Source organism: Oribacterium sp. Sow4_G1_1, assembly GCF_052116105.1.
Taxonomy (GTDB): Bacteria; Bacillota; Clostridia; order Lachnospirales; family Lachnospiraceae; genus Oribacterium.
In genome coordinates this window covers 71,709-95,650 of sequence record NZ_JBQKLS010000002.1, presented here as the reverse complement: position 1 = coordinate 95,650, position 23,942 = coordinate 71,709, and the positions used below count along the sequence as shown (strand labels likewise).

Here is a 23,942-nt window from a genome sequence, read left to right as displayed (position 1 = left end):
AGGATCCTGCCCTTCAGGGGAACGCTCTTCTTTAATGATTAAAATCCGTTACAGATACATAATCATAGACCGTCGAGATCAGACGCTTCGTATCATCCCAGCCGATGCAGGCATCGGTGATGGACTTTCCGAAGATATGATCCTCCGGCTTGCAGTTTCCCTCTTCGATATAGGATTCTACCATAAGTCCCTTGACGAAACCAGCGAGCTCCGGAGAATACTTTCTGGAGTGCATGATTTCCTGAGAGATCCGCAGCTGCTCCTTGTACTTTTTCGCCGAATTGCAGTGGTTCGTATCCACCACGACGGCCGGATACACGAGATCCTTCTTCATATAGAGATCGTACAGAAGCTTCAGATCCTCGTAGTGATAGTTCGGAACGATCTGGCCGTGCTTCGACTGGGAACCGCGGAGAATCGCATGGGTATACGGGTTTCCGTCCGACTTTACCTCCCACTCGCGGAAGATGAAATCATGGGCATGCTGTCCCGCATAGATCGAGTTCAGCATGACGCCGAGGTCGCCGGACGTCGGGTTCTTCATACCCGTCGGTACATCGATACCGGACGCCACCAGGCGGTGCTGCTGGTTCTCCACCGAACGCGCACCGACGGCCACATAGCTCATGATATCACTGAGATAGCGCAGATTATCCGGATACAGCATCTCATCCGCGGTACTGAAGCCGGTCTGACGAAGCACCTCCATGTGCAGACGGCGGATCGCTCCGATACCGGCGAGCACATCCGCCCCCTTCTCCGGATCCGGCTGATGCAGCATGCCCTTATAGCCCTCACCCGTCGTACGTGGCTTGTTCGTATAAATACGTGGCACGATCATGATCTTATCCTGCACCTCGTCCGCAATCTCCTTCAGACGATTGCAGTACTCGAGTACTGGATCCGGATGATCCGCCGAACACGGTCCTATAATTAAGAGGAACTTATGTGAGTCCCCTCTGAAAATTGCCTTGATTTCCTCATCGCGCTCTGCCTTGATCTTCGCAAGGTTCTCCGGAAGCGGAATCTGCTCACGGATTTCTGCGCTGGTCGGAAGCTTCGATCTAAATTCAAATCCCATACTGGTCTCCTTCTTCTGAACGGGCCCTCTGCTGGTCCTTTCCGAGGACTGAGTCTGCCAATGTCTACATCCGGCACCTGCGCGCATAGCCACGAAGGTCCACTCAGCCGCATACCCGCAAGTATACGCGGAAAGAACCGCAAAATCAAGTGAACACGTGGCATGGCACATATTCCCTTCGTACAGGGAGGGTCCCGGAGGACCGGCAGCAGAAGCACAGTACTCCGTGACCGGAAAAATCACAAATCAGGACCTAAGAACCAGTAAGCCCTCTGCAATCGCTGAGTTTTCTTGATGAAAACTCAGCGTTGCTAGAGGGTCCAGGGAAAAGTACTAACTGGTTCTAAGATCCTGATTTGGATTTATTCACGGTCTCTCCGTATGGCTTCTGCTGCCGGTCCTCCGGGGCCCTTGCCCATCGCTGCCATGCATCATTTCGGGAAGGTGATGGTGATCTTCGTGCCGCGGTTCAGCTGCGAGCTGATGTCCACCTTTGCGTGGTGGAGCTCGGCGACGTGCTTCACGATCGAGAGGCCGAGGCCGGTGCCGCCGATGGCGCGGCTGTGGGACTTGTCCACCCGGAAGAAGCGCTCCCAGACGCGGTTCAGATCCTCCTCCGGGATGCCGATGCCGTCATCCTGTACCGTGATGGACCTGCCTTCACAGATGACGTAGACATGCCCATCCGGATGGTTGTACTTGATCGAATTATCGATGAGATTATAGATCATCTCCTCGATGTTCGTACGAACACCGGTGATTTCCGCACTGCCGCCCGACAGATCGACCGAAACCTGATGCTTCATCGCTTTATCGCGGAGACGATGGATGATCGTCTCCGAAAGGAGATAGAGATTCACCGGCTCCTGCTCCATCTCGACGCCGGCTTCCAGTCGGCTGAGATGCATGATGTCATCGATCAGCGCCAGCAGACGCTGGGACTCATCATAGATGGTCGTCGAGAACTCCTGCACATGCGCCGCATCGGTCACCATACCATCCTTCATCAGCTCGGCGAAGCCGGAAATGCTTGTGAGCGGTGTCTTCAGCTCGTGCGAGACATTGGCCGAAAATTCTTCTCTTACCTGCTGTGACTGTTTCACTGAATTCACAAATGGTCGTAGCTCCTCATAAACATCTTCATCCGTCAGGTCCACCGTCGGGGTATCCATCTTCTGAATCTGCTCTGCCATATGATCGAGCGGTGCCACGATCTGATGTGTCAGCCGGTTCGCCATCTGCGTCGCGAGCAGAAAGAGCAGCACCATGATGCTGAGAATCGCCGGCAGGATGCGGAGGAAGATCCCGATGATGTTCGAGGTTTCCAGGCCGAGGCGGATGACATATCCTCCACCGGCGGTGAGCATCGCTGCATAGTGGGCATTTCGTCCGAGGGTCTTCGAGAGACGCACGGCATGCCCCGCACCTTTCGCCATGGCTTCCTCGATTTCCGTCCGGTCGAGATGTGAGTCCATGGTTTCGGTGTTTCCCTTCGAGTCATACAGGACCTGACCACTGCCCGCATCCACCAGGGTGATACGCAGCTCTGCATTCTTCGAGCGATGGATATCCTTCAGATACTCATTCAGAAAATCCTCTACCTTCTCGCTTCCCTCTTCTGCGATTTCATTGATGCCGGCACAGAGCGCGTCGGTCTGCAGCATCAGATTCTCATCGGTCTGCTTATCGTAAAACCGAAAATACAGTACCTGACTTGCGAGCGTGCTGAGAACCAGTGCAAGCAGGGCTGTGATACATAGGCTTCTGTAAATACGCTGTTTCAATCTATTTCCTCTTTAAAACAGGCTGTTCTACCTGTATGAGCTGTCGGCTACCTGAACGAACCAGAACCACCTGCTGTACAGGTGGTTGTTTCGCAGCCGTCATCCTGCAAGCGGATCCATCGGTCGCACGATAGCATCAGTCTGCACTCAGACGATAGCCGACGCCACGGACGGTTTTGATGTACTGCCCGGCTTCCCCCAGCTTCTGTCGGAGGGTCTTCACATGCATGTCGATCGTACGGCTCTCGCCCCCATAATCATAATTCCATACCTGACCCATGATCTGATCACGGGTCAGCACGAGCTCCTGATTATGCATCATATAGTCGAGCAGCTCGAACTCCTTCAGTGTGAGCTCCGGATGAATCTCCTCGCCGCCTTCCTGCACGCTTACCCGGTGCTTCGCCTCATCGAGGGTGATCTCGTGAAAGCGGAGCGCAGGTCGTATGACCTGCTCCGTCGCCTCCTGTACGCCACCCATCTTCGCGCGCCGGAGCAGGGCCTTGACACGGCTCAGCATCTCCATGACGCTGAACGGCTTCGTCATATAATCATCGGCACCGAGGTCGAGGGTGGAGACCTTATCCGCCTCGGCCGACTTTGCGGTCAGCATCATCACCGGAATCTCCGCGAACTTCGCGCTTCTCCGAAGACAGCGCAGGACCTGTATGCCATCGATCCCCGGCATCATGACATCCAGCAGCACCAGTGCCGGTTCGAACTTCTCGGCATCATCGAGGAAGGACTGTCCGTCGCTGAAGCCGCGCGCCTCGTAGCCGTTGGCCGTCAGCGCATAGGTAATCAGCTTCTGAATACTCTCATCGTCTTCTACAACTGCAATTCTCGTCATCTCTTATCTCCTGTACTGTATGCACCCTGAACACCGCTGCATCCAGAACTGAACAGGGATGCCGGCGGAAGCCGATGCGTTTCGCTTTTCCCTATTATAAAAAACTCTGGAATTCCTGACTACGACAGAATGGGAATTTTCTGTTTAAATTCCCATCCATGTTACTGTTCAGGCGCAATTCGATCCCGCCGCTGCACGAAGTCAGGTGTAAAACGTAACCCATCCATGATGTCGTTTTACTGAAAACGCTTGAAAACACGTTCATCGCGGGCCAGCTTCTTCTCTTCCATGGTCTTCTGGTCGAAGGTATACTTCGTCATCACCGGACGCTCACCAGTGATGGAAAACTCCACCCACTCCGCGACATTCGTCGCATGATCACCGATCCGCTCAAAATACTTCGCCACCATCAGGAAGTCCAGCATCATCTCACCACGATCCGGGTACTTCGCGATGAGTTCGACGATTTCCTTTTTGATTTCGTCAAACATGTTATCCACGACATCATCCGATTCCTGCACACTCTTTGCAAGTGCGAGGTCCTTCTGAATGAAGGACTCGACGGCCCTCGTCACCATGCGCATCGTCGCGCTGGCCATATCCTGGATTCGAATCGCCGACTCCATACCGTCCTGATCCTTGCCATAGAGATACTCTGCGATATCGGCGATATCCGAGCACTGATCACCGATCCGCTCGAGATCCGAAATCATCTTCAGTGCCGAGCTGATGTAGCGAAGATCCCTCGCTACCGGCTGCTGCTCCAGTAAGAGACGGAGGCACTCCGACTCGATCAGTCGCTCGAGCTTATCGATTTCCGCATCCGACTCATAAATTTTATTGATCATCTGGCGGTTCTTCTCGCTGAGCTCTGTACTCTCTGTCGCCGCGATATCCTGCAGGGTCAGGGCCACCTGTCCGATACAGTTTTCACAGCAGGAGCCCATCTCTATCAGGTTCTGCTTCATCTCATCCAGCTGTCGATCCAACCTGCTACGCATCCTGTTCCTCCTTACATCTCACTATTCTGTACCATATTCTGTGTACGACATACCTCGCGCATGCGGTACATCTCTGTCTTTTCCTTCTTTTTCTCCTGGCGTCTGTTCTCCAGCTCCCAGCCGACATCCTGCAGCTTTCCTGTCAGGATGCGACGTGGCTTCGCCATCCATGTAAACCATGCAGCGAACAGATCAAACAAATCATAGCTTTTCATTCTATTCTCTCCTCCATGCCTCTCCCTGAGCACACTCTCGCCACAGCTGGATGTCCGGCTGTTTCCCGGACCTCTGATCGCAGCCGCTTTTCTTCATCGAAGCATCCTCCGGGCTCAGCCGAAACGTCCCGTGATATAATCCTCTGTCCGCTTATCCTTCGGCATAGAGAACAGCTTTTCCGTCCTGTCTGCCTCGACCAGCTCTCCCAGAAGGAAGAACGCGGTCTTATCAGAGATACGGGTTGCCTGCTGCATGTTGTGCGTGACAATCACGATCGTAAAATCCTTCTTCAGCTGCAGGGTGAGGTCCTCGATCTTCGAGGTGGAGATCGGGTCGAGTGCGGAGGTCGGCTCATCCATGAGCAGGACATCCGGCTTGACGGCCAGTGCACGGGCGATGCAGAGACGCTGCTGCTGTCCACCGGACAGACCGAGTGCGGATTTTCCGAGACGATCCTTCAGCTCATCCCAGATCGCCGTCTCACGAAGAGAGGTCTCGACGATCTCATCGAGCGTCTTCTTGTTGCGGATACCGTGCGTACGTGGGCCGTAGGCAACATTGTCATAAATCGACATAGGGAACGGATTCGGCTTCTGAAAGACCATGCCGACCCGCTTACGAAGTGTATTGACATCGACATCCTTCTGATAGATGTCCTGCCCATCGAGGAGGATCTGACCATCGACGCGGCAGCCCTCCACCAGGTCGTTCATACGGTTCAGCGACTTGAGCAGCGTGGACTTGCCACAGCCGGACGGTCCGATGAAGGCCGTGATCTCATTCGGCGCAATATTCAGGTTGATGTCGTGAAGCGCATGGAATGCGCCATAATGTAAATTCACATCTTTGATTTCAAACTTATCCATCATCTTCGTTATTCTTTCTCCTTACGCCTTCGATGCGAGTTTCTTTGCCAGCATCGATGAGAGTGCATTGATCATCGTAACAACGAGAAGCAGTACCACCGCGGTTGCATAGGACTGGTTCGTATAGAGGCCTTCGTTCGTGAGCACATACATGTGGATCGCGAGGGTTCGTCCGGAACCCATTATGGAGTTCGGAATGCCGGCGACCGTACCTGCGGTATAGATCAGCGCCGCTGTCTCACCGACGATACGTCCGATGGCGAGGATGATACCCGCGAGGATACCCGGCACGGCGGATGGAAGCACGATGGAAAAAATCGTGCGCAGCTTACCGGCGCCGAGTCCCAGGGAGCCTTCTCTGAAAAGATCCGGCACCGCCTTCAGTGACTCCTCGGTCTGACGCATGATGAGCGGCAGGATCATGATGGAGATCGTGAGGGCACCACCTAGGATGGAGTAGCCGAAGTGCAGCTGGATGACGAACAGGAGGTATCCGAACAGTCCGTAAATGATGGACGGAATACCGGACAGGGTCTCGGTTGTCAATCGAATCAGCTCAACGAACTTCGATCCGCGCTTCGCATACTCGACGAGGTAGATGGCAGAACCGACGCCCATCGGAATCGCGATCAGAAGTGACAGCACCGTCATCACGATGGTGTTGATCATCGCCGGCATCAGTGAAACGTTTTCCGTATTGTATTCCCAGGCGAAGAGGCTCGGCTGAAGATATGGGATACCGCGGATCAGGATATAGATGATGAGGAACAGCAGTGTACCGACGGTCAGCGCTGCGGACAGCAGGGTCACCGCACGTAATAAAATACTTTCAGTTTTCTGGTTCATGTCCTACCCTCTTAGTACTTGGATTCCGACTTGTGCTTGATGTAGCTGAAGATCAGGTTGATGCACAGCAGGAAGATAAACAGGACGACGCCCGTTGCGATCAGCGCTTCACGGTGAAGACCGACGGCATAGCCCATCTCGAGGACGATGTTCGCGGTCATGGTACGTGTGCCCTGGAAGATGCCCTTCGGCATACGCGGCTGGTTACCGGCGATCATGATGACGGCCATGGTCTCACCGATGGCACGACCGACGCCGAGGACGATCCCGGCGAAGATGCCGGAGCGGGCCGCCGGAACCATGACATGGAAGATCGAGCGCTCATGGGTCGCACCCAGTGCGAGGCTGCCCTCATAGTAGCTCTCCGGTACCGCATCGATGGCGGCTTTCGCGCAGCTGATGATGGTCGGCAGGATCATGATACCGAGCAGGATGGAGGCCGTCAGAATCGACTTGCCCTTCCCACCGAACGGCTGCGTCAGCACGGCGATGACCGGAACGATCACGACGAGGCCGAAGAAGCCATACACGACGGATGGAATACCCGCGAGGAGCTCCACTGCCGGGTTGATGATTTTATAGATTTTCTTCGAGCAGAACTTCGAAAGGTAAACCGCCGTCAGAATGCCGATCGGCACACCGACGAGGATGGAACCGAGGGTGACATAAACCGAGCCCACGATCATCGGCAGGATACCGAAGATTTCGTTCTTCGGCTTCCAGACCGTGCCGGTCAGAAACTGCTTTACGCCGATCTTCAGAATCGCTGGAATACCGTTCGAGAAGAGGAAGTAACAGATCAGGATAACGAGGAAGATACTCATGCTTGCGAGCAGCATGAATACATATTTCGCGATGCTCTCACGGACGGCGGCCGCACCGCTGCCACGGAGCGGATTTTCACCGCTCACACGTACATTCGTCCTTTCATAAGAAGTAATCATGCCAGCTCAGACCAGTCGGTGGTGTCACCTACATAGATGTCCTTTACCTGCTCGGAAGTAAGATCATCGACCGGGTTGTCGTTATTTACCACAACGGCGATACCATCCATCGCGATGACCTGACCCTGTGCACCCTTGGCGGTCTCCTCATCCTTCAGATCGCGGGAAGCCATACCGATATCACATACGCCCTCGATGGAAGATGTAACACCAGTGGTGGAATCCGACTGCTGAACCTCTACGGTTACATCACTGTTGAGTGCCTTGTATGCCTCTGCCAGCTTCTCCATCACCGGTGTAACGGAGCTGGAGCCTGCGACGGTGACCTTGCCGCTCTTTTCGGAAGCTGTGTACGCACCCTGGTTGCCCTGAGAGATATAGCCGTTATCCTCGACGACCTTCTGGCCTTCCTCGGAGAAGATGAAGTTGATGAAATCCTGTGCCACATCAGAAACCTCACCGGTGGTGACGATGTTGAACGGACGTGCGATCTTATAGCTGCCATCCTTGATGTCATCGACGGTTGCGGCTGCGCCGTCGATCTTCAGTGCCTTTACGGAATCGTTAAGAGATCCGAGGGAGATGTAACCGATGGCCTGCTTATCACCTGCGACGGAGGTGATCATAACCTCGGTGGAGTTGGTGATCTCTGCGTCATCGGTGGTGTAATCGACCTTTTCACCGGAAGCATCCTTCTGCTCTACACCGAAAAGCTCGATGAATGCGCCTCTGGTACCGGAACCATCCTCACGGGAGATGACATCGATGGCACCCTCCATGGAAGCGCCGGCTGCCTCGGTCTGTGCCTCGCTTGCTGCGGCCTCGGTATCTGCGGCTGTGGTATCTGCGACTGCCGCTGCAGTTGTGTCTGCAGCTGGTGCAGCGGTCTCTGTGGTGCTCGCGCCACATGCGGTCATCATCGACATCACCATCACAGCGGCAAGTGCAAGCTTGTTTGACTTCTTCATAATTTTTCATCCTCCTGAAAGTTGCGAATCGTCTGGGCAGCCATTTCATCGGCTTCTGTATGTTCTGTAATCCCCGTCGATTCCTTTTTTCTTTTTACTTATATTTGGTTTTCTTGACTACGCCTACATACTAGAGGACTTTTGTAAAGTCGTCCCTCACCCTTCTGTAAATTTTATGTAAAAAACTCCGAAGGGCCGGTAACGAAACACCAATGGTGTTGTTACCGGCCCTCCGGAGTTTTCTGCGGAAAAGCAGCAGACATCATGTTCTGTTTTTCAGACGCCCTGGTAGATGTGGAAGCCGCCGTCGATCGGGAGGATGGTGCCGGTGACGAAGCGGGAGCCGCGTGGGTCGACGAGGTAGAGGAATCCGCCGACGAGGTCTTCGATTCTGCCGAAGCTGCCCATCGGGGTGCTGTCAACGATGTGCTGTGTGCGTGGCTTTGGAGTGCCGTCTTCGTTATACTGAAGGGCGTGGTTCTGTGTCGTATGGAAGAAGCCTGGTGCGACGGCGTTCACACGGATGCCGCTCTTTGCGAAGTAGATCGCACACCACTCAGTGAAGCTGGCGACACCGGCTTTTCCTGCGGAGTAGCCTGGGATGCGGGTCAGCGGATGATACGCGGACATCGAGGAGATGTTCACGATGTTCGCATTCTCCTGGCCCTTCAGTACCTCACCGAAGACCTGGGTCGGCAGCATGGTGCCGTAGATGTTGAGGTCGAGCTCACGATGCACATTCTCGAGATCGATGGAGAAGAAGGTATCCTCTCCCTCTCCGGCTTCACAGAAGTAATCCTGCGGCACCTGCGCAGCCTTCACGGCACCACCGGCACAGTTCACGAGGATGTTGAGGTGACCGTAGTGGGCGAGGATTTCTTCGCGGGCGGAGATCAGACTTTCCCGGTCGAGTACATTCGCAGACACCGCCATGGCCTCGCCACCATCCGCCGCGATTTCCGCCACGACCTTTTCTCCGTTCTCCCTGCTTCTGCCGAGCACGGCCACCTTCGCGCCACACGCTGCCAGTGCGCGTGCATACATGCCGCCGATGACACCGGTGCCGCCGGTCACCACGGCCACCTGTCTGCTGAGATCAATCTTAAATGGTACGTCCATCGTTTCTTCCTCCTGCCATTCTCTGTAGAAATCATGAATCTGCTGTCATTATGCACTACCCGTTTCCAGATGTCGAGCGTTAAATTATTAACCGGTTTACCGTGCGTAATTTCGTGCTTTTGCTGAAATCACAAGCCTCGTTCACCAAGCCCGAAAAGGCAGCCTTCACAGCGAGACCACGCAAAAGAAAACTGCTCCGCGCATCTGTCTTCTGCAACAGATACACGGAGCAATCATCTATAGGGGTTATCAATTTAAGAAAATATCAACTATCATCATGCAGGAATCGATCCAGACGCCTTCAGGCATCTACATAATGTACCACGATACCGCATGCCACGATGCCGACCATGGCTACGAAGAAATACTGTAAGCACTGCGCTGCTGCCGGAAGACCTGCACTCATCAGCAGTCCGCTGAGAAGCAGTGTGACACATGCAACCACGATGGCTCCTGCCTCGAATGTAACCAGGAGCTCCGAAACGAAATCCATAAATCCATTGATTCTTGACGTATCGTTCATAAAAACATCTCCTCTCGACCATGCTCTCATGACCACGTACAGCAGACAGCTGCTGTCATGAAAAAATCCTGTGAAACATCCTGTGGGAATGGTTCTCATTCCTTCTATTTATATTGTATCGTATTTTTTTCAGTTGTGAAGAGCTTTATATGAATGATAAATTTCTTTTATAGCACCGATTAATCGAAGTTATTCTACGCGCACATTTGTCCGCAGCACGCGGACAAATCGTAAATTTCAAACTACACCGATCAGCCAGAGCCCCGGAGGGCCGGCAACAGAAACCATACGGAGAGGTCGTGAAGAATCAAGCCGTGGCCCCTTAGCGGCACTTGGTGCTATCTCTCCTTGGAACCCTCTGCTTGGAACCCTCTGCAATGCTGAGTTTTCATCAAGAAAACTCAGTGATTGCAGAGGGCCTAGTGCCGCTTAGGGTCCCGGCTTAGCGTCTTCCGAGCTCGCAGTACTGTGTTTCGGTTGCCGCCCCTCCGGGAGCCTGGCGTAGTGATATCATCCTGCCATAGAAAAAGCGGCCCTCCTATGAGAGCCGCTTTGATCATTCAGTGCGCTGTTTATTCTGATTCCTTACCGGTGGCGTGACGGAACGCAAGCATCGCGAGAAGCAATACGACGAAGCCGGAAATCAGTCCGGAGACCGCATGCTTCGTGAAACCAGCCACGATATAAGCGATCGCCGAGGAAAGTGCCGCGGTCAGCGCATACGGGATCTGCGTCGATACATGGTTGATGTGCAGGCACTGTGCGCCGGCACTCGACATGATGGTGGTATCGGAGATCGGTGAGCAGTGGTCACCACAGACCGCACCGGCCATGCAGGCCGACATGGAAAGGATCATCATGTTGTGGTCGATGCCCTGGAAGCAGGCTACGACGATCGGGATCAGGATACCGAAGGTGCCCCATGAGGTACCGGTTGCGAAGCTTAATCCGATGGCGATCATGAAGATGATAACCGGAAGGAACTGCAGGAAGTTCTTCGCAGAGCCCTGTACGACACCGGCGACGAACTCCTTCGCACCGAGGCTGTCGGTCATGGCCTTCAGAGACCATGCGAGCGTAAGGATCAGGATGGCCGGAACCATCTGCTTGAAGCCCTCCGGCAGGCAGTCCATGCACTCGTTGAAGCTGAGTACGTTACGGATCAGATAGAACGCAAGGGTGATGACCAGTGCGCAGAAGGAACCGAAGACGAGACCGACGGAGGCATCCGAGCCGGCGAAGGAATCGATGAAGCTGACACCACTGAAGAAGCCGCCGGTGTAGATCATACCGATAACGCAGCAGATCACGAGTGAGAAAATCGGAACCAGCATGTCGATGAGGTGTCCGCCCTCTCGTCTCGCCTCGTCGGCCGCATTCTCGAACGGACGCTCCGGCGTGGTATAGAGATCGTGGTGCTCGATCGCATTGACCTCATGCTGGTGCATCGGGCCGAAATCCACCTTCAGGGCCACCATCAGGATCATCATCGCGATGGTGAGCAGTGCGTAGAAGTTATACGGGATGGTCTGCAGGAAGAGGCTCATGCCGTTCTCTCCCTCGACGAAACCGGACACGGCCGCCGCCCAGGAGGAAATCGGGGCGATGATGCAGATCGGAGCTGCGGTGGAGTCGATGAGGTACGCCAGCTTCGCACGGCTGATCTTATGCTTATCGGTCACCGGACGCATGACGGAGCCGACGGTCAGACAGTTGAAGTAGTCGTCGATGAAGATGAGGCAGCCAAGGGCGATCGTGGCGAGCTGTGCGCCGGCCCTCGTCCTGATGTGCTTCGATGCCCAGTCACCAAATGCGGCAGAGCCACCACTGCGGTTCATGAGCTGTACCATCGCACCGAGGATGACGAGGAAGCAGAGGATGCCGACATTATAGCTGTCGGACAGAACCGAGATGATACCATCGACGAAGATGTGGTTGATGGTGCCCTCGAAGTGATAACCGGAAAACAGGAGCGCACCGGTCAGGATACCGAAGAAAAGGGAGCTGTATACCTCCTTCGTGATGAGCGCGAGTGCGATGGCGATGACCGGCGGCACGAGCGCCCAGGCGGTCTGCTGCACCGTGTCAGCGGTGGTGATGAAGCCGGCGACCACGATAAACACGAGGACGACAGCGATGGCGGTCAGCGATGCGAAGCGGTTGCTTCGATGCTCTCTGTCTTTAAACTGCATAAAATCTCCTTACCGGGGCGTGTGCCCCTCTGCTCCCTCCCGGGAGAATCCTGGGTAGACAATAGCCGTTTCGCAGAACAGTTTCGGCCCTCCGGGCTCTGGTCTTAAGAATTTCGTAAGGGGGTCAGACCCCCTTACGAAATTCTTAAGAAAAAGGCAGTGATTTCATACGAACCACTGCCTCATAAATATGCATTCTATGAAACAATAGCTCCAACACATTTCTGTGAGAGTCTGCCGTCTCTTAAACGGCAGCCCAACTCGGTGCGTGTGCATCACACTCCGGTTTCGGCGTCTCATCCTTTCACTGCATCTCATGGACTATGCGGTCTCCATGCAGCTACTGATAATCAACGCGCCTCTATTGTCAACCTGTTAAATTTTCATATGCATCGCAACGCGATACATGCATGCATTATATGCTTTCCTATTATATCCGTCAATCCTTAAAAAGGGCGAATAAGCTCTTCTTTCGCTCGATAAACTTGTCGATATGGTCGAGATAGTCCGGAATCGACTTGCCGTTATCGCAGCGCTCCACCCGTTTATGGTAGAGATCCCCATCACGGGACGGCAGGACGACCTTCGTGCTCGTGCCGGCGCCACAGCCGACGACGGTATGCTTCTCCTCCATCATGAGGATGTTATAGAGGCATTCCTTGCCCTCCTCGCAGTACCCGACGTTCTCGAGATTGCCGGCCATGTTCTTCTGCCGGTAGAGATAGTACGGCTTCATCCCGAGGAGCTCTGCGGTATACTCCGAGGCGAGCATCATGCGCGTGATCTCCGGATAGCGGAAGTCGCCCACAGCAGCGTTCTCCTGCTGCTGCGTCTCCGCGAGGATCTCGTGCTCGTCACCCGCACGGTACACACCGGCCCAGAAATCGCGCTCGAGGGTCAGCCGCGCCGCCCGCTTGATGGCGAGGCTGTGTACGGTCAGGCTGTCCGGCCGGAGCCGTCCGATCTCCGAGAGCGTATGCGTCACCTCCGGGAGCTTCTCGCCCGGCAGGCCCAGGATGATGTCCATGTTGATGTTATCGAATCCGAGTTCCCGCGCGAGCCGATACTTCTCGATGACCTCCTCCACGCTGTGCTTTCGACCGATCAGGTCGAGGGTCTTCTGGCAGAAGGTCTGCGGGTTCACCGAGATCCGGTCAACACCGGCCGCCTTCAGAATTTCCAGCTTCTCCCGCGTGATCGAATCCGGTCGTCCTGCTTCGACCGTAAACTCGACGATCCCCGGCATCCCCGTCACGGTATGCATCCACGGTGCCTCGTCCATGTCCGCCGCTGCCGGCTTCGCCAATGCTTCCGCCGTGCCATCGTCACGCTGCGCTTCGTCTGCAACAGGCGCTGCGTTCGCACGCAGGATGGAGATATTGGCCTCCCCGCAGATCTCGTGGACAAGATCCATCAGGACCTGCAGCCAGTGCTCGTCGAGGGCCGTCGGCGTGCCGCCGCCGATGTAGATGGTCTGCAGCGGGCGGTGAAGCTCGCCGCACATATGCTGCACGGTGAAGCGGAGCTCCTTTCGGAGGTTCTCCATATAGTCGCCGAGGCGCTTCTCCCAGGCGTCGATCGTGTTGCTGAGGAAGGAGCAGTAGAGGCAGCGGGTCGGACAGAACGGGATGCCGATATAGAGACTCCAGCCCTCCTTATAGCTCCGGCCGGTGGTCTCGCGGATGCGATCGAGGATGCGCTGCTCCCGGACCGCGATGTCGACCATGAGATCGAGCTTCTCTCCGCGGATGCAGTACTCTCGCCGGAGATCGGCACGGATCTTCCGGAGCGCCTCCTCCGGGAACGTATGCCCTGGCAGTGCCTCCAGCAGCGGGCTCACGAGGGACACCGGACGGATACCAGTGAGGTCACCCCATGGGAGCTCCTTCCCGGTCATGCCGACCAGGGTGTCGTAGAGCTCGGCCTTGATGACGGACTTATCCTCCTTTCGGACACCGGTCAGCGGAAGCGCGGCGGCCTCTACGGTGAAGCTCAGGCGAATGCTGTCCTCCTCCATCCCCTCCGGGGTGACCTCGGACACCATGCGGGCACGGTTCTTCGTGGACTTTTTATTGACGGTGGTCACCTCACCGGTGGCCTGCGCCTGCTTCAGCGCGTTTTTCTCCTCCTGGGTGGTGTTCGAAAAATGCACGCCCTCCGGGGTCCGGATCTCGAACTCCTCCCCCGGATAGAAGGCCTGCACCAGCTCCCGGATGTCCTGCTCATAGCCCGCTGCGATACTGTCTAAAACTAATCGGATCAATGTTTCTACCTCTTCATCCTGTACGCGTAAAAGGACAGGTGCGGTGATGTCAGCGCCTGCCCTTCTCAATTTAAAGATTCACCCTGCCTAAGAATACCGCCGGGTTGTACTTCTGCTCGTTTCCGATCGAGCTCTGTGCCTCATGGCCCGGGAATACACTGGTATCCGCCGGGAGCACCAGCAGCTTCTCTACGATGCTCTTCACGATGGCTTCCTGCGATCCGCCCGTGAAGTCGGTGCGTCCGAAGGACTCCTTAAAGAGCGTGTCACCGGAAAACAGCACCGGATAGATCTTCGGCTCCGTCGCGCCCTCCGGCTGGAAGGACAGTCCGTCTGCGATATAGAAGCAGCAGGAGCCCGGCGTATGGCCCGGGGTTTCCAGCACCTTCCACTCCCGACCGAGGTGGTGCAGGGTATCGCCGTCCCGGAAGGTCTCATACTCCCCCGACTGCAGTGTGACCTCGACGCCGAAGTTTCCGCTCAGGTTCCGCTTCGGATCTGCAAGGGTCTCCGCCTCATCTGCACAGGCGAAGATCTTTATGCCGAAATGCTGAGCCACATCCTTCGCCGCCATGATATGGTCGAAGTGGCCGTGGGTGAGGAGGATCGCCTCCGGCTTCAGATGGAGCTCCTCCTCGATGATTTTGATGATATGCGGTGCGTTCGCTGCCGGATCGATGATGACGCAGGCACGTGTTTCATCATCGTAGCAGAAGTAAACGTTCGTCTGCACCACGCCGGTTACATACTTTGATACTTTTAACATGATCCCTCCAAAAAACAATGCCGGGGGCATCACGGTTGTGATCCATGGCACAAAACCGTGATCAGCAAAGAGACAATGCCATTTGATGCGCCTTCGGCGCGGGCATTGTCGTTTGATTTTGCCGCCTCCTGCGGCAAAACGGCCTCGCCGCCCGGGGGCATCACGCTTGCGTGCTTTCAGTACGCAAGCGTGATCAACCTTGTGCTCTTTCTATATCAATCACGCCGCTGATTTTACGAAGCTTCGAAACCAGTGAGCTGAGTTCTTCTTTGTTATGGATGTCGAAGGAGACGGTGATCGTCGCCTTTTCGTTTTTGCCGACACGGGAGGTCAGGGACTTGATGTCGATGTTCGCATCGGTCAGTACCTTCGAGACGTCGACGAGGAGGCCGACACGGTTTGTCGTGAAGATCTCGAGCTCGGTTGCGTAGGTTTCCTGTGCGTTATCGGACTGCCACTCGGCCTCGATGAGGCGGGCCTTCTCGTCCTCCGGCAGGTTCATCATATTGATGCAGTCCGTGCGGTGGATCGTGATGCCACGACCACGGGTGACGAATCCGACGATTTCATCGCCCGGCACCGGCGAGCAGCACTTCGCGTAGCGCACGGCGAGATCATGGATGCCCTTCACCACGATACCGGACTTCGACTTCCGGATGACCTCCGGCTTCTTCGTCATACCCTCGATGTTGTGCAGGATATCCTCGTCCGAGACATTGTCCTCATCCGACTTATGCTTTAGCTCGATGAGCTTCGCGATGACCTGAGACTCCTTGAGCCCGCCACGGCCGACGGACGCCAGCATGGACTCCCAGTCGGTGTAGCTGTAACGGCGGATGACGCTCTCGACATACTCCGGCTTCGTCAGCTCGCCGAGCGTGTAGCCCTTCGACTTCGCATAGTTCGTGAGGAGGTCCTTACCGCGCTCGATATTCTCGTCCTTCTGCTCACGCTTGAACCACTGGTTGATCTTGTTCTTCGCCTGCGTCGACTTGCAGATCTTCAGCCAGTCACGGCTCGGACCTCTCGAGTTCTGCGAGGTGATGATGTCGACACGGTCGCCGTTCTTCAGCTGATAGGTGACAGGTACCAGCTTGTCGTTGACCTTCGCACCGACCATCTTGTTGCCGACCGCTGAGTGGATCGCATACGCAAAGTCGATCGGACAGGAGCCGGCCGGCAGGTTCTTGACATCGCCCGTTGGTGTGAAGCAGAAGACGTTCTCGTTAAAGAGGTTCAGGTCGGACTTGACCATGTTCATGAATTCCTTCGAGTCGGACTCGTCCTTCTGCCACTCGAGGATCTCATGCAGCCAGTTCATCTTCACATCTTCCTGCTCGCTGGCCTTTTCCTTCGATCCGCCGGACTCCTTATACTTCCAGTGCGCTGCGATACCGAACTCTGCCGTACGGTGCATCTCGAAGGTACGGATCTGGATCTCGAACGGTACACCGTCGGAGCCGATGACCGTCGTATGCAGCGACTGGTACATGTTCGGCTTCGGCATCGCGATGTAGTCCTTGAAGCGGCCCGGAATCGGAGTGTACATCTTATGGATTACGCCGAGCGCCGCATAGCAGTCCCGCACCGTTTCCACGATGATACGGATCGCAAACAGATCATAGATCTGGTCGATGGTCTTATTCTGGTTCACCATCTTACGGTAGATGGAGAAGAAGTGCTTCACACGGCCGCTGATCTCGGCATCGATGCCGGACTCCTTGATATGCTTCGAGACCTCAGAGACGATGTTTCTGATCCGGGCTTCTCTGGCTTCCTTCTTCAGGTTGACCTTCGCCGCGAGATCATAGTAGATATCCGGCTCGAGGTACTTCAGCGACAGATCATCCATCTCGATCTTGATCTTACTGATACCGAGACGCTCCGCGAGCGGTGAGTAAATCTCGAGGGACTCACGTGCCTTCTCCTTCTGCTTCGCCGGCGTCTGGTACTCCAGGGTCCGGAGGTTATGGAGACGGTCGGCGAGCTTGATGATGATGACACGGATATCCTTCGCCATCGAAACGAACATCTTTCGGAGATTCTCCGCCTGCATCTCGACCTTATCGGTATTGAGATTGAGCTGTGTCAGCTTCGTGACGCCATCGACGAGCAGTGCCACATCCGGATTAAACTCCTTCGTGATTTCCTCGAGCGTCATGCCGGTATCCTCGACGACGTCGTGCAGAAGTCCCGCGGCGATGGTTTCCTTATCCATCTGGAGATCGGCGAGAATGATCGCAACACAAAGAGGGTGAATGATGTATGGTTCACCCGATTTCCGCTTCTGATCCTTATGCTGTTCCTTCGCTACCTGATAGGCCTTCTCGATCATCGTGAGATCATCGGATGGATGATATGCCCGGATGGCCCTGATCAGTTCCTTATATAATTCCTCCGGTGGTGTGTTATCCGCAGGTCTCTCCAGTACTACTTCTTCCTCTGTCATCATAGCGCTATCCTCATCATGAAGTGCTGTTCCGCGCAGACAGATGCGCTGCGCACACTTCTCTTTATAAACATATAGTCAAATTTAAATTTTACTATCAGTATGGAATAATGTCAAAAGATGTATCGATTTTCGGCATATCCAGGCGCTGTTCACGCGTCGTATGCCCGGCTTCGCATGTACTTCTGCATCACGCGCCGCCGCGCCTTGTACAAATATCCATACAATCTTTATGAATTTTTAACGATTCCGTCATAGCTTGTACATACCTTTCGGTTAAAATAGATATAGAATCGAAAACAAATGGAGGACTTTTCATGAATATTCTTTTCTTCCTGACTCCGAAATGTGATGTTGCATATCTCGAGGAAGATTATACACTGCGGCAGGCGCTCGAAAAAATGGAGTTCCACCGCTACTCTACCATCCCGATCCTGACGAAGGACGGCAAATACTATGGCACCATGACCGAGGGTGACCTGCTCTGGGAAATCAAAAACGATCTCCACATGGAGCTGAAGGACACGGAAAAGATCCGGGTGGCCGACATCCCGATGAAGAATCACTATGAGCCGGTGAAGGTCAACGCCAGCATGGAAGATATCATGAAGCGCGCTTCCCGGCAGAACTTCGTTCCGGTCGTCGATGATTCGGACCACTTCATCGGTATGATCCGACGGAAGGAGCTGATCAATTATCTCTACGAGCATTCCGACATCAAGGATGCCCTTCTCGACGCCGTAAAAAAGGTCATCTGATCGATTTCTTTTTCACGGACGATCCCGGCAACGCATCGTCGGTCAATGTAAACGATCCGTGGGGCACGTACCCACCCATCCAAAAGAGGCTGCTGCAGGAATCCGCCGGCAGCGGTTCTGATGTACATCAGATTCCGCCGCTCAGGATTCTCTGCAACAGCCTCTTTGCCTGTTCTGATTTTCTTTTCGTCCGCCTGCTTCGATCTGACACGGCTTAGTATGCCTTGATCTGATCATCCGCCGATTCTCCGGTGTTTTCGATGTTTCGGATGATGACATCATAGCTGATGCCGTTCTCCATCCGGACCGTACAGCGGTCGCCGACCTTATGTCCCATGATGGCACGTCCGATCGGTGATTCGTTCGAGATAAGTCCGTGAATACTGTTTCCACGAATCGAGGTGACGATGCGATAGGTCTCCTCCTCATCATCCTCCTCGAAGTACAGGGTCACGGTATTATTGAGCCCGACCTCGTCGTCCTTCGACGAATCATCGATGATCCGTGCGAAGCGAAGAACCCGCTCCAGATAATTGATACGGCCGTTGTTTTCACGATTGGCCTTCTTCGCTGCATAATACTCGAAGTTTTCCGAGCGGTCCCCCTGCGCGGCTGCCTCCGCGATTTCCTTCGTGATCTGCGGACGGAGCACCAGCTTCCGATGGTCGATCTCGGCCTGGATCTTCTCGACGTCCGACTTCGTCAGCTCCTGTCCCATCACTTACCCTCGTAGGTGATCAGGGAGGTCAGCGGATACTTCCGGAGCTGATCACGACCGTTCAGTCCCGCAAGCTCCATCACGACAGCGATCTGTGCCACTTCACCCTGGAGCTGCTCCACCAGCTTGCAGGCAGCGGCAAGTGTACCACCGGTTGCGATCAGATCATCGACGATCACGACCTTCTCGCCCGGCTTGATCGCATCCTTATGGATCTCTATCTCTGCCTGACCATACTCGAGATCATACTTCGCAGAAACGGTCTCTCGCGGAAGCTTGCCCTTCTTACGCACCGGCACGAAGCCCTTATGCATCGCATACGCGATCGCGGTTCCGAAGATGAAGCCTCTGGACTCCAGGCCCAGCACCACATCGAAATCTACGCCCTCCAGGGCCTTGATGAGACCATCCACCGCATCCTGCAGGCCGTCCGGATCCTGTACCAGGGATGTGATATCACGGAACATGATGCCCTTCTGTGGGAAATCCGGAATGGTCAGTACATAATCTTCCAAATGCTCTCTCTTCATAACGTCTCCTCGCTTTTCGTTTCATACTATACCGGCGATGACTCGCCGTACAGACGGATCGGGGCCTGCAAAGAAGCCCCGTCGCATCATCGTTTAATTCTTATGGTACTTTGCTGCATAGCTCATGATCGCGGCGACGGTCTTTCCATCCGTCATCTTCCCATCATAGATCAGCTGCTGCAGATCCTTGAGCTCCCAGGCCTCGACCCCGAGCTCCTCATCCTCATCCCAGTGAACCTTTCCCTTCTCGAGATGATCCGCCACATAGATGCCGATCTTCTCATCGAGAAAGGCGATGGTCGTATTGACATACAGCAGGAAATCGAGGTGATCCGTCTTATATCCGGTCTCCTCCTCGAGCTCACGCATCGCACACTCCTCAAACGGCTCGTCCTCCCGATCGCGCTTTCCCGCCGGAATCTCCAGGGTATAGCGGTCGAGTGCATGACGGAACTGGCGCACCATCAGGATACGACCATCCGGAAGCACCGGCAGTACCGCAGCGGCGCCCTTATGATGGATGAAGTCCCAGTGGGTCTTATGCCCGCCGACATCCACATAGTCATCATAAACGGTGATGACCTTGCCCTGATATGCAAGCTTCCGCTCGATCAGCTTTACCGGTTTCTCTGCATTATTTTCGTTCAACATAAAACTATCCTCCTGTGCTCCAAGCACACGAGGATAGTATAGCATATCTCTTAAAGAATGATGAGCTGAATTTCTACGCATACAGGCGAGGTCAATGCTTATTTCTCCTGCTCATCCACGTCTTCCTTCACTTTTTTCCGGACGATCGTCTTTCCGATGCGCCGGTTCTTGATGTAGGCGACATCGACATTCAGTTCATCCGTCTCGAGATGGAAGGAGCTGCCATCATCCGGTACGGTGCCGATGATGCCCATCAGATAACCGCCGAAGGTATCCGCATCCTCCGTCGGGATGTTCACCTTCAGCTTTTCGTTGACATCCTCGATGTCCGCCGTGCCGAGTACGATCCACTCGTTCTCGCCGATCGCTTCGATCGGATCCGGCTCCGGTACTTCATCCTCATCCTGCAGATCACCCACGAGGGCCTCGATCAGATCATGCACGGTGACGATGCCGGTCATACCGCCGTACTCATCGATGACGATGGCGTAATACTTCCGTGTGCGCTTCATCGTCGCGAAAAGATCCGAGACCTTCATGTTCTGCGACACGAAGAACGGCTTGTCGACCGCGTTTTTCATGACATTTCCACGGGACTGATCCGGCAGGCGGAAATAGTCCTTCGTATCGAGTACACCGACGATATCGTCATCATCCTCTCCACAGATCGGATAGATCGCATAGCGATGGCTGTAGATCGTCTTCCGCCACTGACGGTCCGTGTCCTCAAGATACAGCATCGCCACATCCGGACGGTGCGTGCAGACATCCTCCACGGTCAGGTCGTTAAACTCGAAGACGTTCTGGATCATCTCGTTCTCGACGGTTTCGATCGTACCCTTCTCGGTCCCCTCATCGAGCATCAGCTTGATATCCTCCTCGGACACCTTATCCTCGACATCCTCTGGTCGGATGCCCAGCATGCGCAGTACACGATTGGTCGAAGTGGTAAGAAGCCATACGAACGGGGCGAAAATCGTCGATGCCAGCTCCAGGATGCCGGCGATGCTGAGTGCGATCTTCTCGGTATAGGCCTGTGCCAGCCGCTTCGGAACCAGCTCGCCGAACACGATGCTGACATAGGAAAGGATCATGGTGATCAGGATGATCGCGACGTTCTCGATGACCTCCCGTGCAACCGGAAGTCCGGTCAGCAGAACCACATCGGTGAGTGGCTTCGCGAAGCTGTCCGCCGCAAACGCCGACGACAGGAATCCGGCCAGCGTGATCGCCACCTGAATCGTCGACAGAAACTTCGCCGGCTCGACGGTCAGCCTGAGCAGCTTGTCTGCCCGTTTATTCCCATCCTCACTCAGCTTGCGAAGCTTCGCATCACCGACCTGCAGCACGGCAATCTCTGCGCAGGAAAAAAGTCCATTAATCAGAATCAGCACAATCAGCAGTAACAATCGTCCAACCATAAATTCACTTACCACCCTCCGCGTGGCACCACCCAACGTTCCCGTGCCCGTTTTCCGGCACTCATCTATCCACCATATCGCAAAGGGCACAGAAATACAAGCCCCTTCTTGCGGACAGCCGCTCAGGCAGGGCCCCGGAGGACCCTGCCTGCGTCAGATGGCGTACTTCTCGTACATGGCCTGGAGATAAGCGCAGTCCGCTGCATAGCGGTCTGGAGAAGAATTCTCGAGGGTACCGATGATGTACGGCTTCCACTGTGCTACCTGCCGCATCAGCTCTTCATAACAGAAGATACCCTCGCCCGGATGACGGTACTTCTGGTCCTCGCCCTCGAAGACACAGTCCTTCAGATGGAGGGTCGTGATGCGGTCGCCATAGAGCGTAAAGGCCTGACGGATCAGGGCATTCTGACCGGTCGGGTCGTGCGCAAGCTCCGGGGTGATGAGATTCACCGCATCCAGGATGACGTCGAAGTTTACGGAATCGATGTCATCGAGGAAGCGACGCATCATCTCCGGTGAGCGTAAGGTGTGGTTATACACGCTCTCAACGCCGACCATCACGCCGAGCTTTTCCGCCGCATCGCGGATTCGCTTAAAGCTGTCCAGTACACGCAGGTAGTTTTCCTCGGTATAGGTTTCCGGTACGACCTTCATCTCCGGATCGGCGCGTCCGGTTTCGGTCCCCACCATGTCTGCGCCGATCAGCTTCGCATACTTCATATGCTCGATGAAGCGCTGTACCTGCTGAAGCCGCTTCTCCTCATCCGGATGGGCTGGATTGATATAGCAGCCGAGGATGGAGACATGGAGGTCCCGCTTCCGTAACTCCGAAGCGACATAATCGCCGAGGCCTGCACTAAAATGGCCGACGGAGGTATCCACATCGGAAAAGCTCTTATTCATCGCGAGGTGAATATAGTGGATGTGCAGCTTCTGCACCTCATCCAGCACCTCGCACACACTGCCCTTCGGACAGATGTCATGTACACGCATACCAAACTGAATCATCTTTTCTCCTTTATACTGGTGTCGACGGTTTTACGATACTGTACCGGCGTATGGCCGGTGGTCGTCTTAAATACCTTTTCGAAATACGTGATGTTTCCGAAACCGCAAAGATCAGCGATTTCGGTGATGGAACGGTCGGACTCCCGGAGGAGCTGCTGCGCCTTCTGGATCCGGATGTAGGTCATATACTCGACGACGGAGAAACCGGTGACGTTCCGGAAGCTCCGGGTCAGATAGGAGCGGCTCATGAAGAAGCGCTGGGCCAGCTCCTCGAGCGAAACGCTCTCGTGAATATGGGTCTGCAGATAGAGTGCGACCTCATGTACCTTCTGATGCACACCCGTCTTCACGACGGTTTCCGGTACGACTTTCTGGTTTGCCTCGAGCTCCGCATGGAGCTGCCGGCGTCTCGCCTTCGCGAAGATGCTGGCCAGCTCGAGCGCCTGAAGATATAAAAAGGCGTGGGCGTCCTCCATGGAAACAGCCGCGCCCATTTTATCCTCTTCACACATCGCTTTAAATTCGGATATCACGGCAAGAATCAGCCGCCACTCGCTGTCGTTGAACGTTGCGACGCCGTTAAAGCGGTCACCGAAATCGTCGAAGCCCCGGAGCCCGGCGACCCGCAGGATCTGATCGAAGCGTGAACGATCCAGCTGCAGGATAAAATTATGATGATCCGGTGGAAAGCCCGGTGCCGTCGAGGTCTTATGGATAAGATTATGATTGACGACGATGGCGGAGTGCGGCGACAGGCGGTAGGTCTCCCGGTCTACGAACATGAGTCGCTGTCCCTCGAGGATGAAGTGCAGCTCGATGGTCTCGTGTACATGCCGACTCCGCATGATGAAGCGATGATGACGCACTGCCTCGGATACGCGCAGACCCGGAATTCGCTTTTCAAACACGAGCTCCAGTCGCGAGTTATGAAGATTGACATCTCGGTGCTCAGCCATGGTTTCCTCCAGATTTCAAAAAGGGCATG

The 23,942-nt window shown here is 54.9% G+C and carries 22 protein-coding genes and 1 riboswitch; of the genes, 1 reads left to right on the top strand and 21 read right to left on the bottom strand.

The window, feature by feature from the left end; all coding sequences use genetic code 11:
• Nucleotides 1-31 precede the first annotated feature (31 nt).
• From ACTQ52_RS01890 to ACTQ52_RS01820, 15 genes are all read right to left on the bottom strand, one after another.
• Nucleotides 32-1,081, bottom strand: a complete 1,050-nt coding sequence (locus ACTQ52_RS01890) for a 3-deoxy-7-phosphoheptulonate synthase (RefSeq protein WP_410042510.1) — start codon at nucleotides 1,079-1,081, stop codon at nucleotides 32-34.
• A 431-nt stretch (nucleotides 1,082-1,512) separates the two neighbouring features.
• Nucleotides 1,513-2,865, bottom strand: coding sequence for an ATP-binding protein (locus tag ACTQ52_RS01885; RefSeq protein WP_441981615.1), 1,353 nt, complete (start codon nucleotides 2,863-2,865; stop codon nucleotides 1,513-1,515).
• Between the two features lie 136 nt (nucleotides 2,866-3,001).
• On the bottom strand, nucleotides 3,002-3,715 hold the full coding sequence (locus ACTQ52_RS01880; protein WP_441981614.1) for a response regulator transcription factor: 714 nt from the start codon (nucleotides 3,713-3,715) through the stop codon (nucleotides 3,002-3,004).
• Between the two features lie 236 nt (nucleotides 3,716-3,951).
• Nucleotides 3,952-4,716 carry a phosphate signaling complex protein PhoU gene (gene phoU, locus ACTQ52_RS01875; protein WP_441981613.1) on the bottom strand — a complete coding sequence of 255 codons (765 nt, stop codon included), beginning with the start codon at nucleotides 4,714-4,716 and terminating at the stop codon, nucleotides 3,952-3,954.
• An 11-nt stretch (nucleotides 4,717-4,727) separates the two neighbouring features.
• Complete coding sequence (locus ACTQ52_RS01870; RefSeq protein WP_441981612.1) at nucleotides 4,728-4,931, bottom strand: hypothetical protein; 204 nt, start codon at nucleotides 4,929-4,931, stop codon at nucleotides 4,728-4,730.
• 114 nt (nucleotides 4,932-5,045) lie between these two features.
• On the bottom strand, nucleotides 5,046-5,801 hold the full coding sequence (gene pstB, locus ACTQ52_RS01865) for a phosphate ABC transporter ATP-binding protein PstB (protein WP_441981611.1): 756 nt from the start codon (nucleotides 5,799-5,801) through the stop codon (nucleotides 5,046-5,048).
• Between the two features lie 18 nt (nucleotides 5,802-5,819).
• Nucleotides 5,820-6,644 (bottom strand): phosphate ABC transporter permease PstA, encoded by an 825-nt coding sequence (pstA, locus tag ACTQ52_RS01860; RefSeq protein ID WP_441981610.1) that lies wholly within the window; start codon nucleotides 6,642-6,644, stop codon nucleotides 5,820-5,822.
• 11 nt (nucleotides 6,645-6,655) lie between these two features.
• On the bottom strand, nucleotides 6,656-7,588 hold the full coding sequence (pstC, locus tag ACTQ52_RS01855) for a phosphate ABC transporter permease subunit PstC (RefSeq protein WP_441981609.1): 933 nt from the start codon (nucleotides 7,586-7,588) through the stop codon (nucleotides 6,656-6,658).
• The gene (locus ACTQ52_RS01850) at nucleotides 7,585-8,556 is read right to left on the bottom strand and encodes a substrate-binding domain-containing protein (protein ID WP_441981608.1); all 972 of its coding nucleotides are present in this window, start codon (nucleotides 8,554-8,556) and stop codon (nucleotides 7,585-7,587) included. Before ACTQ52_RS01850 ends, pstC begins: the two co-directional genes overlap by 4 nt.
• A gap of 276 nt (nucleotides 8,557-8,832) precedes the next feature.
• The gene (locus tag ACTQ52_RS01845) at nucleotides 8,833-9,675 is read right to left on the bottom strand and encodes an SDR family NAD(P)-dependent oxidoreductase (protein ID WP_441981607.1); all 843 of its coding nucleotides are present in this window, start codon (nucleotides 9,673-9,675) and stop codon (nucleotides 8,833-8,835) included.
• Nucleotides 9,676-9,976: 301 nt separating this feature from the next.
• On the bottom strand, nucleotides 9,977-10,198 hold the full coding sequence (locus ACTQ52_RS01840; protein ID WP_410042501.1) for a hypothetical protein: 222 nt from the start codon (nucleotides 10,196-10,198) through the stop codon (nucleotides 9,977-9,979).
• A gap of 572 nt (nucleotides 10,199-10,770) precedes the next feature.
• Nucleotides 10,771-12,390 carry a Na+/H+ antiporter NhaC family protein gene (locus ACTQ52_RS01835; RefSeq protein WP_410042500.1) on the bottom strand — a complete coding sequence of 540 codons (1,620 nt, stop codon included), beginning with the start codon at nucleotides 12,388-12,390 and terminating at the stop codon, nucleotides 10,771-10,773.
• Nucleotides 12,391-12,590: 200 nt separating this feature from the next.
• Nucleotides 12,591-12,762, bottom strand: a riboswitch (Lysine riboswitch).
• A gap of 67 nt (nucleotides 12,763-12,829) precedes the next feature.
• Nucleotides 12,830-14,653 carry a coproporphyrinogen dehydrogenase HemZ gene (gene hemZ, locus ACTQ52_RS01830; RefSeq protein WP_441981606.1) on the bottom strand — a complete coding sequence of 608 codons (1,824 nt, stop codon included), beginning with the start codon at nucleotides 14,651-14,653 and terminating at the stop codon, nucleotides 12,830-12,832.
• Between the two features lie 70 nt (nucleotides 14,654-14,723).
• Nucleotides 14,724-15,419: an MBL fold metallo-hydrolase gene (locus tag ACTQ52_RS01825; RefSeq protein WP_441981605.1), complete on the bottom strand. Its 696-nt coding sequence runs from the start codon at nucleotides 15,417-15,419 to the stop codon at nucleotides 14,724-14,726.
• Between the two features lie 193 nt (nucleotides 15,420-15,612).
• On the bottom strand, nucleotides 15,613-17,871 hold the full coding sequence (locus ACTQ52_RS01820; protein ID WP_441981604.1) for a RelA/SpoT family protein: 2,259 nt from the start codon (nucleotides 17,869-17,871) through the stop codon (nucleotides 15,613-15,615).
• A gap of 314 nt (nucleotides 17,872-18,185) precedes the next feature.
• On the opposite strand from ACTQ52_RS01820, the gene ACTQ52_RS01815 reads away from it, so the two are divergent.
• On the top strand, nucleotides 18,186-18,626 hold the full coding sequence (locus tag ACTQ52_RS01815) for a CBS domain-containing protein (protein WP_410042496.1): 441 nt from the start codon (nucleotides 18,186-18,188) through the stop codon (nucleotides 18,624-18,626).
• A 214-nt stretch (nucleotides 18,627-18,840) separates the two neighbouring features.
• Here ACTQ52_RS01815 and ACTQ52_RS01810 read toward each other — a convergent pair whose 3' ends face one another.
• The 6 genes from ACTQ52_RS01810 to ACTQ52_RS01785 all read right to left on the bottom strand — a co-directional run bounded on the left by ACTQ52_RS01810 (nucleotide 18,841) and on the right by ACTQ52_RS01785 (nucleotide 23,913).
• The gene (locus tag ACTQ52_RS01810) at nucleotides 18,841-19,344 is read right to left on the bottom strand and encodes a GreA/GreB family elongation factor (protein ID WP_441226112.1); all 504 of its coding nucleotides are present in this window, start codon (nucleotides 19,342-19,344) and stop codon (nucleotides 18,841-18,843) included.
• Complete coding sequence (locus tag ACTQ52_RS01805) at nucleotides 19,344-19,874, bottom strand: adenine phosphoribosyltransferase (RefSeq protein WP_441981603.1); 531 nt, start codon at nucleotides 19,872-19,874, stop codon at nucleotides 19,344-19,346. Before ACTQ52_RS01805 ends, ACTQ52_RS01810 begins: the two co-directional genes overlap by 1 nt.
• Before the next feature lie 93 nt (nucleotides 19,875-19,967).
• Entirely contained in the window at nucleotides 19,968-20,525 is a 558-nt protein-coding gene (locus ACTQ52_RS01800) for an NUDIX hydrolase (RefSeq protein ID WP_410042493.1), read from the bottom strand.
• Nucleotides 20,526-20,623: 98 nt separating this feature from the next.
• A complete protein-coding gene (locus ACTQ52_RS01795) occupies nucleotides 20,624-21,946 on the bottom strand; it encodes a hemolysin family protein (protein ID WP_441981602.1) in 1,323 nt (440 codons plus the stop codon).
• A 153-nt stretch (nucleotides 21,947-22,099) separates the two neighbouring features.
• The gene (locus ACTQ52_RS01790; protein ID WP_410042491.1) at nucleotides 22,100-22,957 is read right to left on the bottom strand and encodes a sugar phosphate isomerase/epimerase family protein; all 858 of its coding nucleotides are present in this window, start codon (nucleotides 22,955-22,957) and stop codon (nucleotides 22,100-22,102) included.
• The gene (locus ACTQ52_RS01785) at nucleotides 22,954-23,913 is read right to left on the bottom strand and encodes a helix-turn-helix domain-containing protein (protein WP_441981601.1); all 960 of its coding nucleotides are present in this window, start codon (nucleotides 23,911-23,913) and stop codon (nucleotides 22,954-22,956) included. Before ACTQ52_RS01785 ends, ACTQ52_RS01790 begins: the two co-directional genes overlap by 4 nt.
• Nucleotides 23,914-23,942 lie beyond the last annotated feature (29 nt).

Bases quoted from the DNA above. Each gene is read 5' to 3' on its own strand.
- ACTQ52_RS01820 (WP_441981604.1), bottom strand. From the start codon at position 17,871: ATGATGACAGAGGAAGAAGTAGTACTGGAGAGACCTGCGGATAACACA.
- ACTQ52_RS01825 (WP_441981605.1), bottom strand. From the start codon at position 15,419: ATGTTAAAAGTATCAAAGTATGTAACCGGCGTGGTGCAGACGAACGTT.
- pstC (WP_441981609.1), bottom strand. From the start codon at position 7,588: ATGATTACTTCTTATGAAAGGACGAATGTACGTGTGAGCGGTGAAAAT.
- ACTQ52_RS01890 (WP_410042510.1), bottom strand. From the start codon at position 1,081: ATGGGATTTGAATTTAGATCGAAGCTTCCGACCAGCGCAGAAATCCGT.
- ACTQ52_RS01845 (WP_441981607.1), bottom strand. From the start codon at position 9,675: ATGGACGTACCATTTAAGATTGATCTCAGCAGACAGGTGGCCGTGGTG.
- ACTQ52_RS01785 (WP_441981601.1), bottom strand. From the start codon at position 23,913: ATGGCTGAGCACCGAGATGTCAATCTTCATAACTCGCGACTGGAGCTC.
- pstA (WP_441981610.1), bottom strand. From the start codon at position 6,644: ATGAACCAGAAAACTGAAAGTATTTTATTACGTGCGGTGACCCTGCTG.
- ACTQ52_RS01810 (WP_441226112.1), bottom strand. From the start codon at position 19,344: ATGGGACAGGAGCTGACGAAGTCGGACGTCGAGAAGATCCAGGCCGAG.
- ACTQ52_RS01880 (WP_441981614.1), bottom strand. From the start codon at position 3,715: ATGACGAGAATTGCAGTTGTAGAAGACGATGAGAGTATTCAGAAGCTG.
- ACTQ52_RS01790 (WP_410042491.1), bottom strand. From the start codon at position 22,957: ATGATTCAGTTTGGTATGCGTGTACATGACATCTGTCCGAAGGGCAGT.
- ACTQ52_RS01840 (WP_410042501.1), bottom strand. From the start codon at position 10,198: ATGAACGATACGTCAAGAATCAATGGATTTATGGATTTCGTTTCGGAG.
- ACTQ52_RS01800 (WP_410042493.1), bottom strand. From the start codon at position 20,525: ATGTTGAACGAAAATAATGCAGAGAAACCGGTAAAGCTGATCGAGCGG.
- ACTQ52_RS01815 (WP_410042496.1), top strand. From the start codon at position 18,186: ATGAATATTCTTTTCTTCCTGACTCCGAAATGTGATGTTGCATATCTC.
- pstB (WP_441981611.1), bottom strand. From the start codon at position 5,801: ATGATGGATAAGTTTGAAATCAAAGATGTGAATTTACATTATGGCGCA.
- phoU (WP_441981613.1), bottom strand. From the start codon at position 4,716: ATGCGTAGCAGGTTGGATCGACAGCTGGATGAGATGAAGCAGAACCTG.
- ACTQ52_RS01805 (WP_441981603.1), bottom strand. From the start codon at position 19,874: ATGAAGAGAGAGCATTTGGAAGATTATGTACTGACCATTCCGGATTTC.
- ACTQ52_RS01870 (WP_441981612.1), bottom strand. From the start codon at position 4,931: ATGAAAAGCTATGATTTGTTTGATCTGTTCGCTGCATGGTTTACATGG.
- ACTQ52_RS01795 (WP_441981602.1), bottom strand. From the start codon at position 21,946: ATGGTTGGACGATTGTTACTGCTGATTGTGCTGATTCTGATTAATGGA.
- ACTQ52_RS01835 (WP_410042500.1), bottom strand. From the start codon at position 12,390: ATGCAGTTTAAAGACAGAGAGCATCGAAGCAACCGCTTCGCATCGCTG.
- ACTQ52_RS01850 (WP_441981608.1), bottom strand. From the start codon at position 8,556: ATGAAGAAGTCAAACAAGCTTGCACTTGCCGCTGTGATGGTGATGTCG.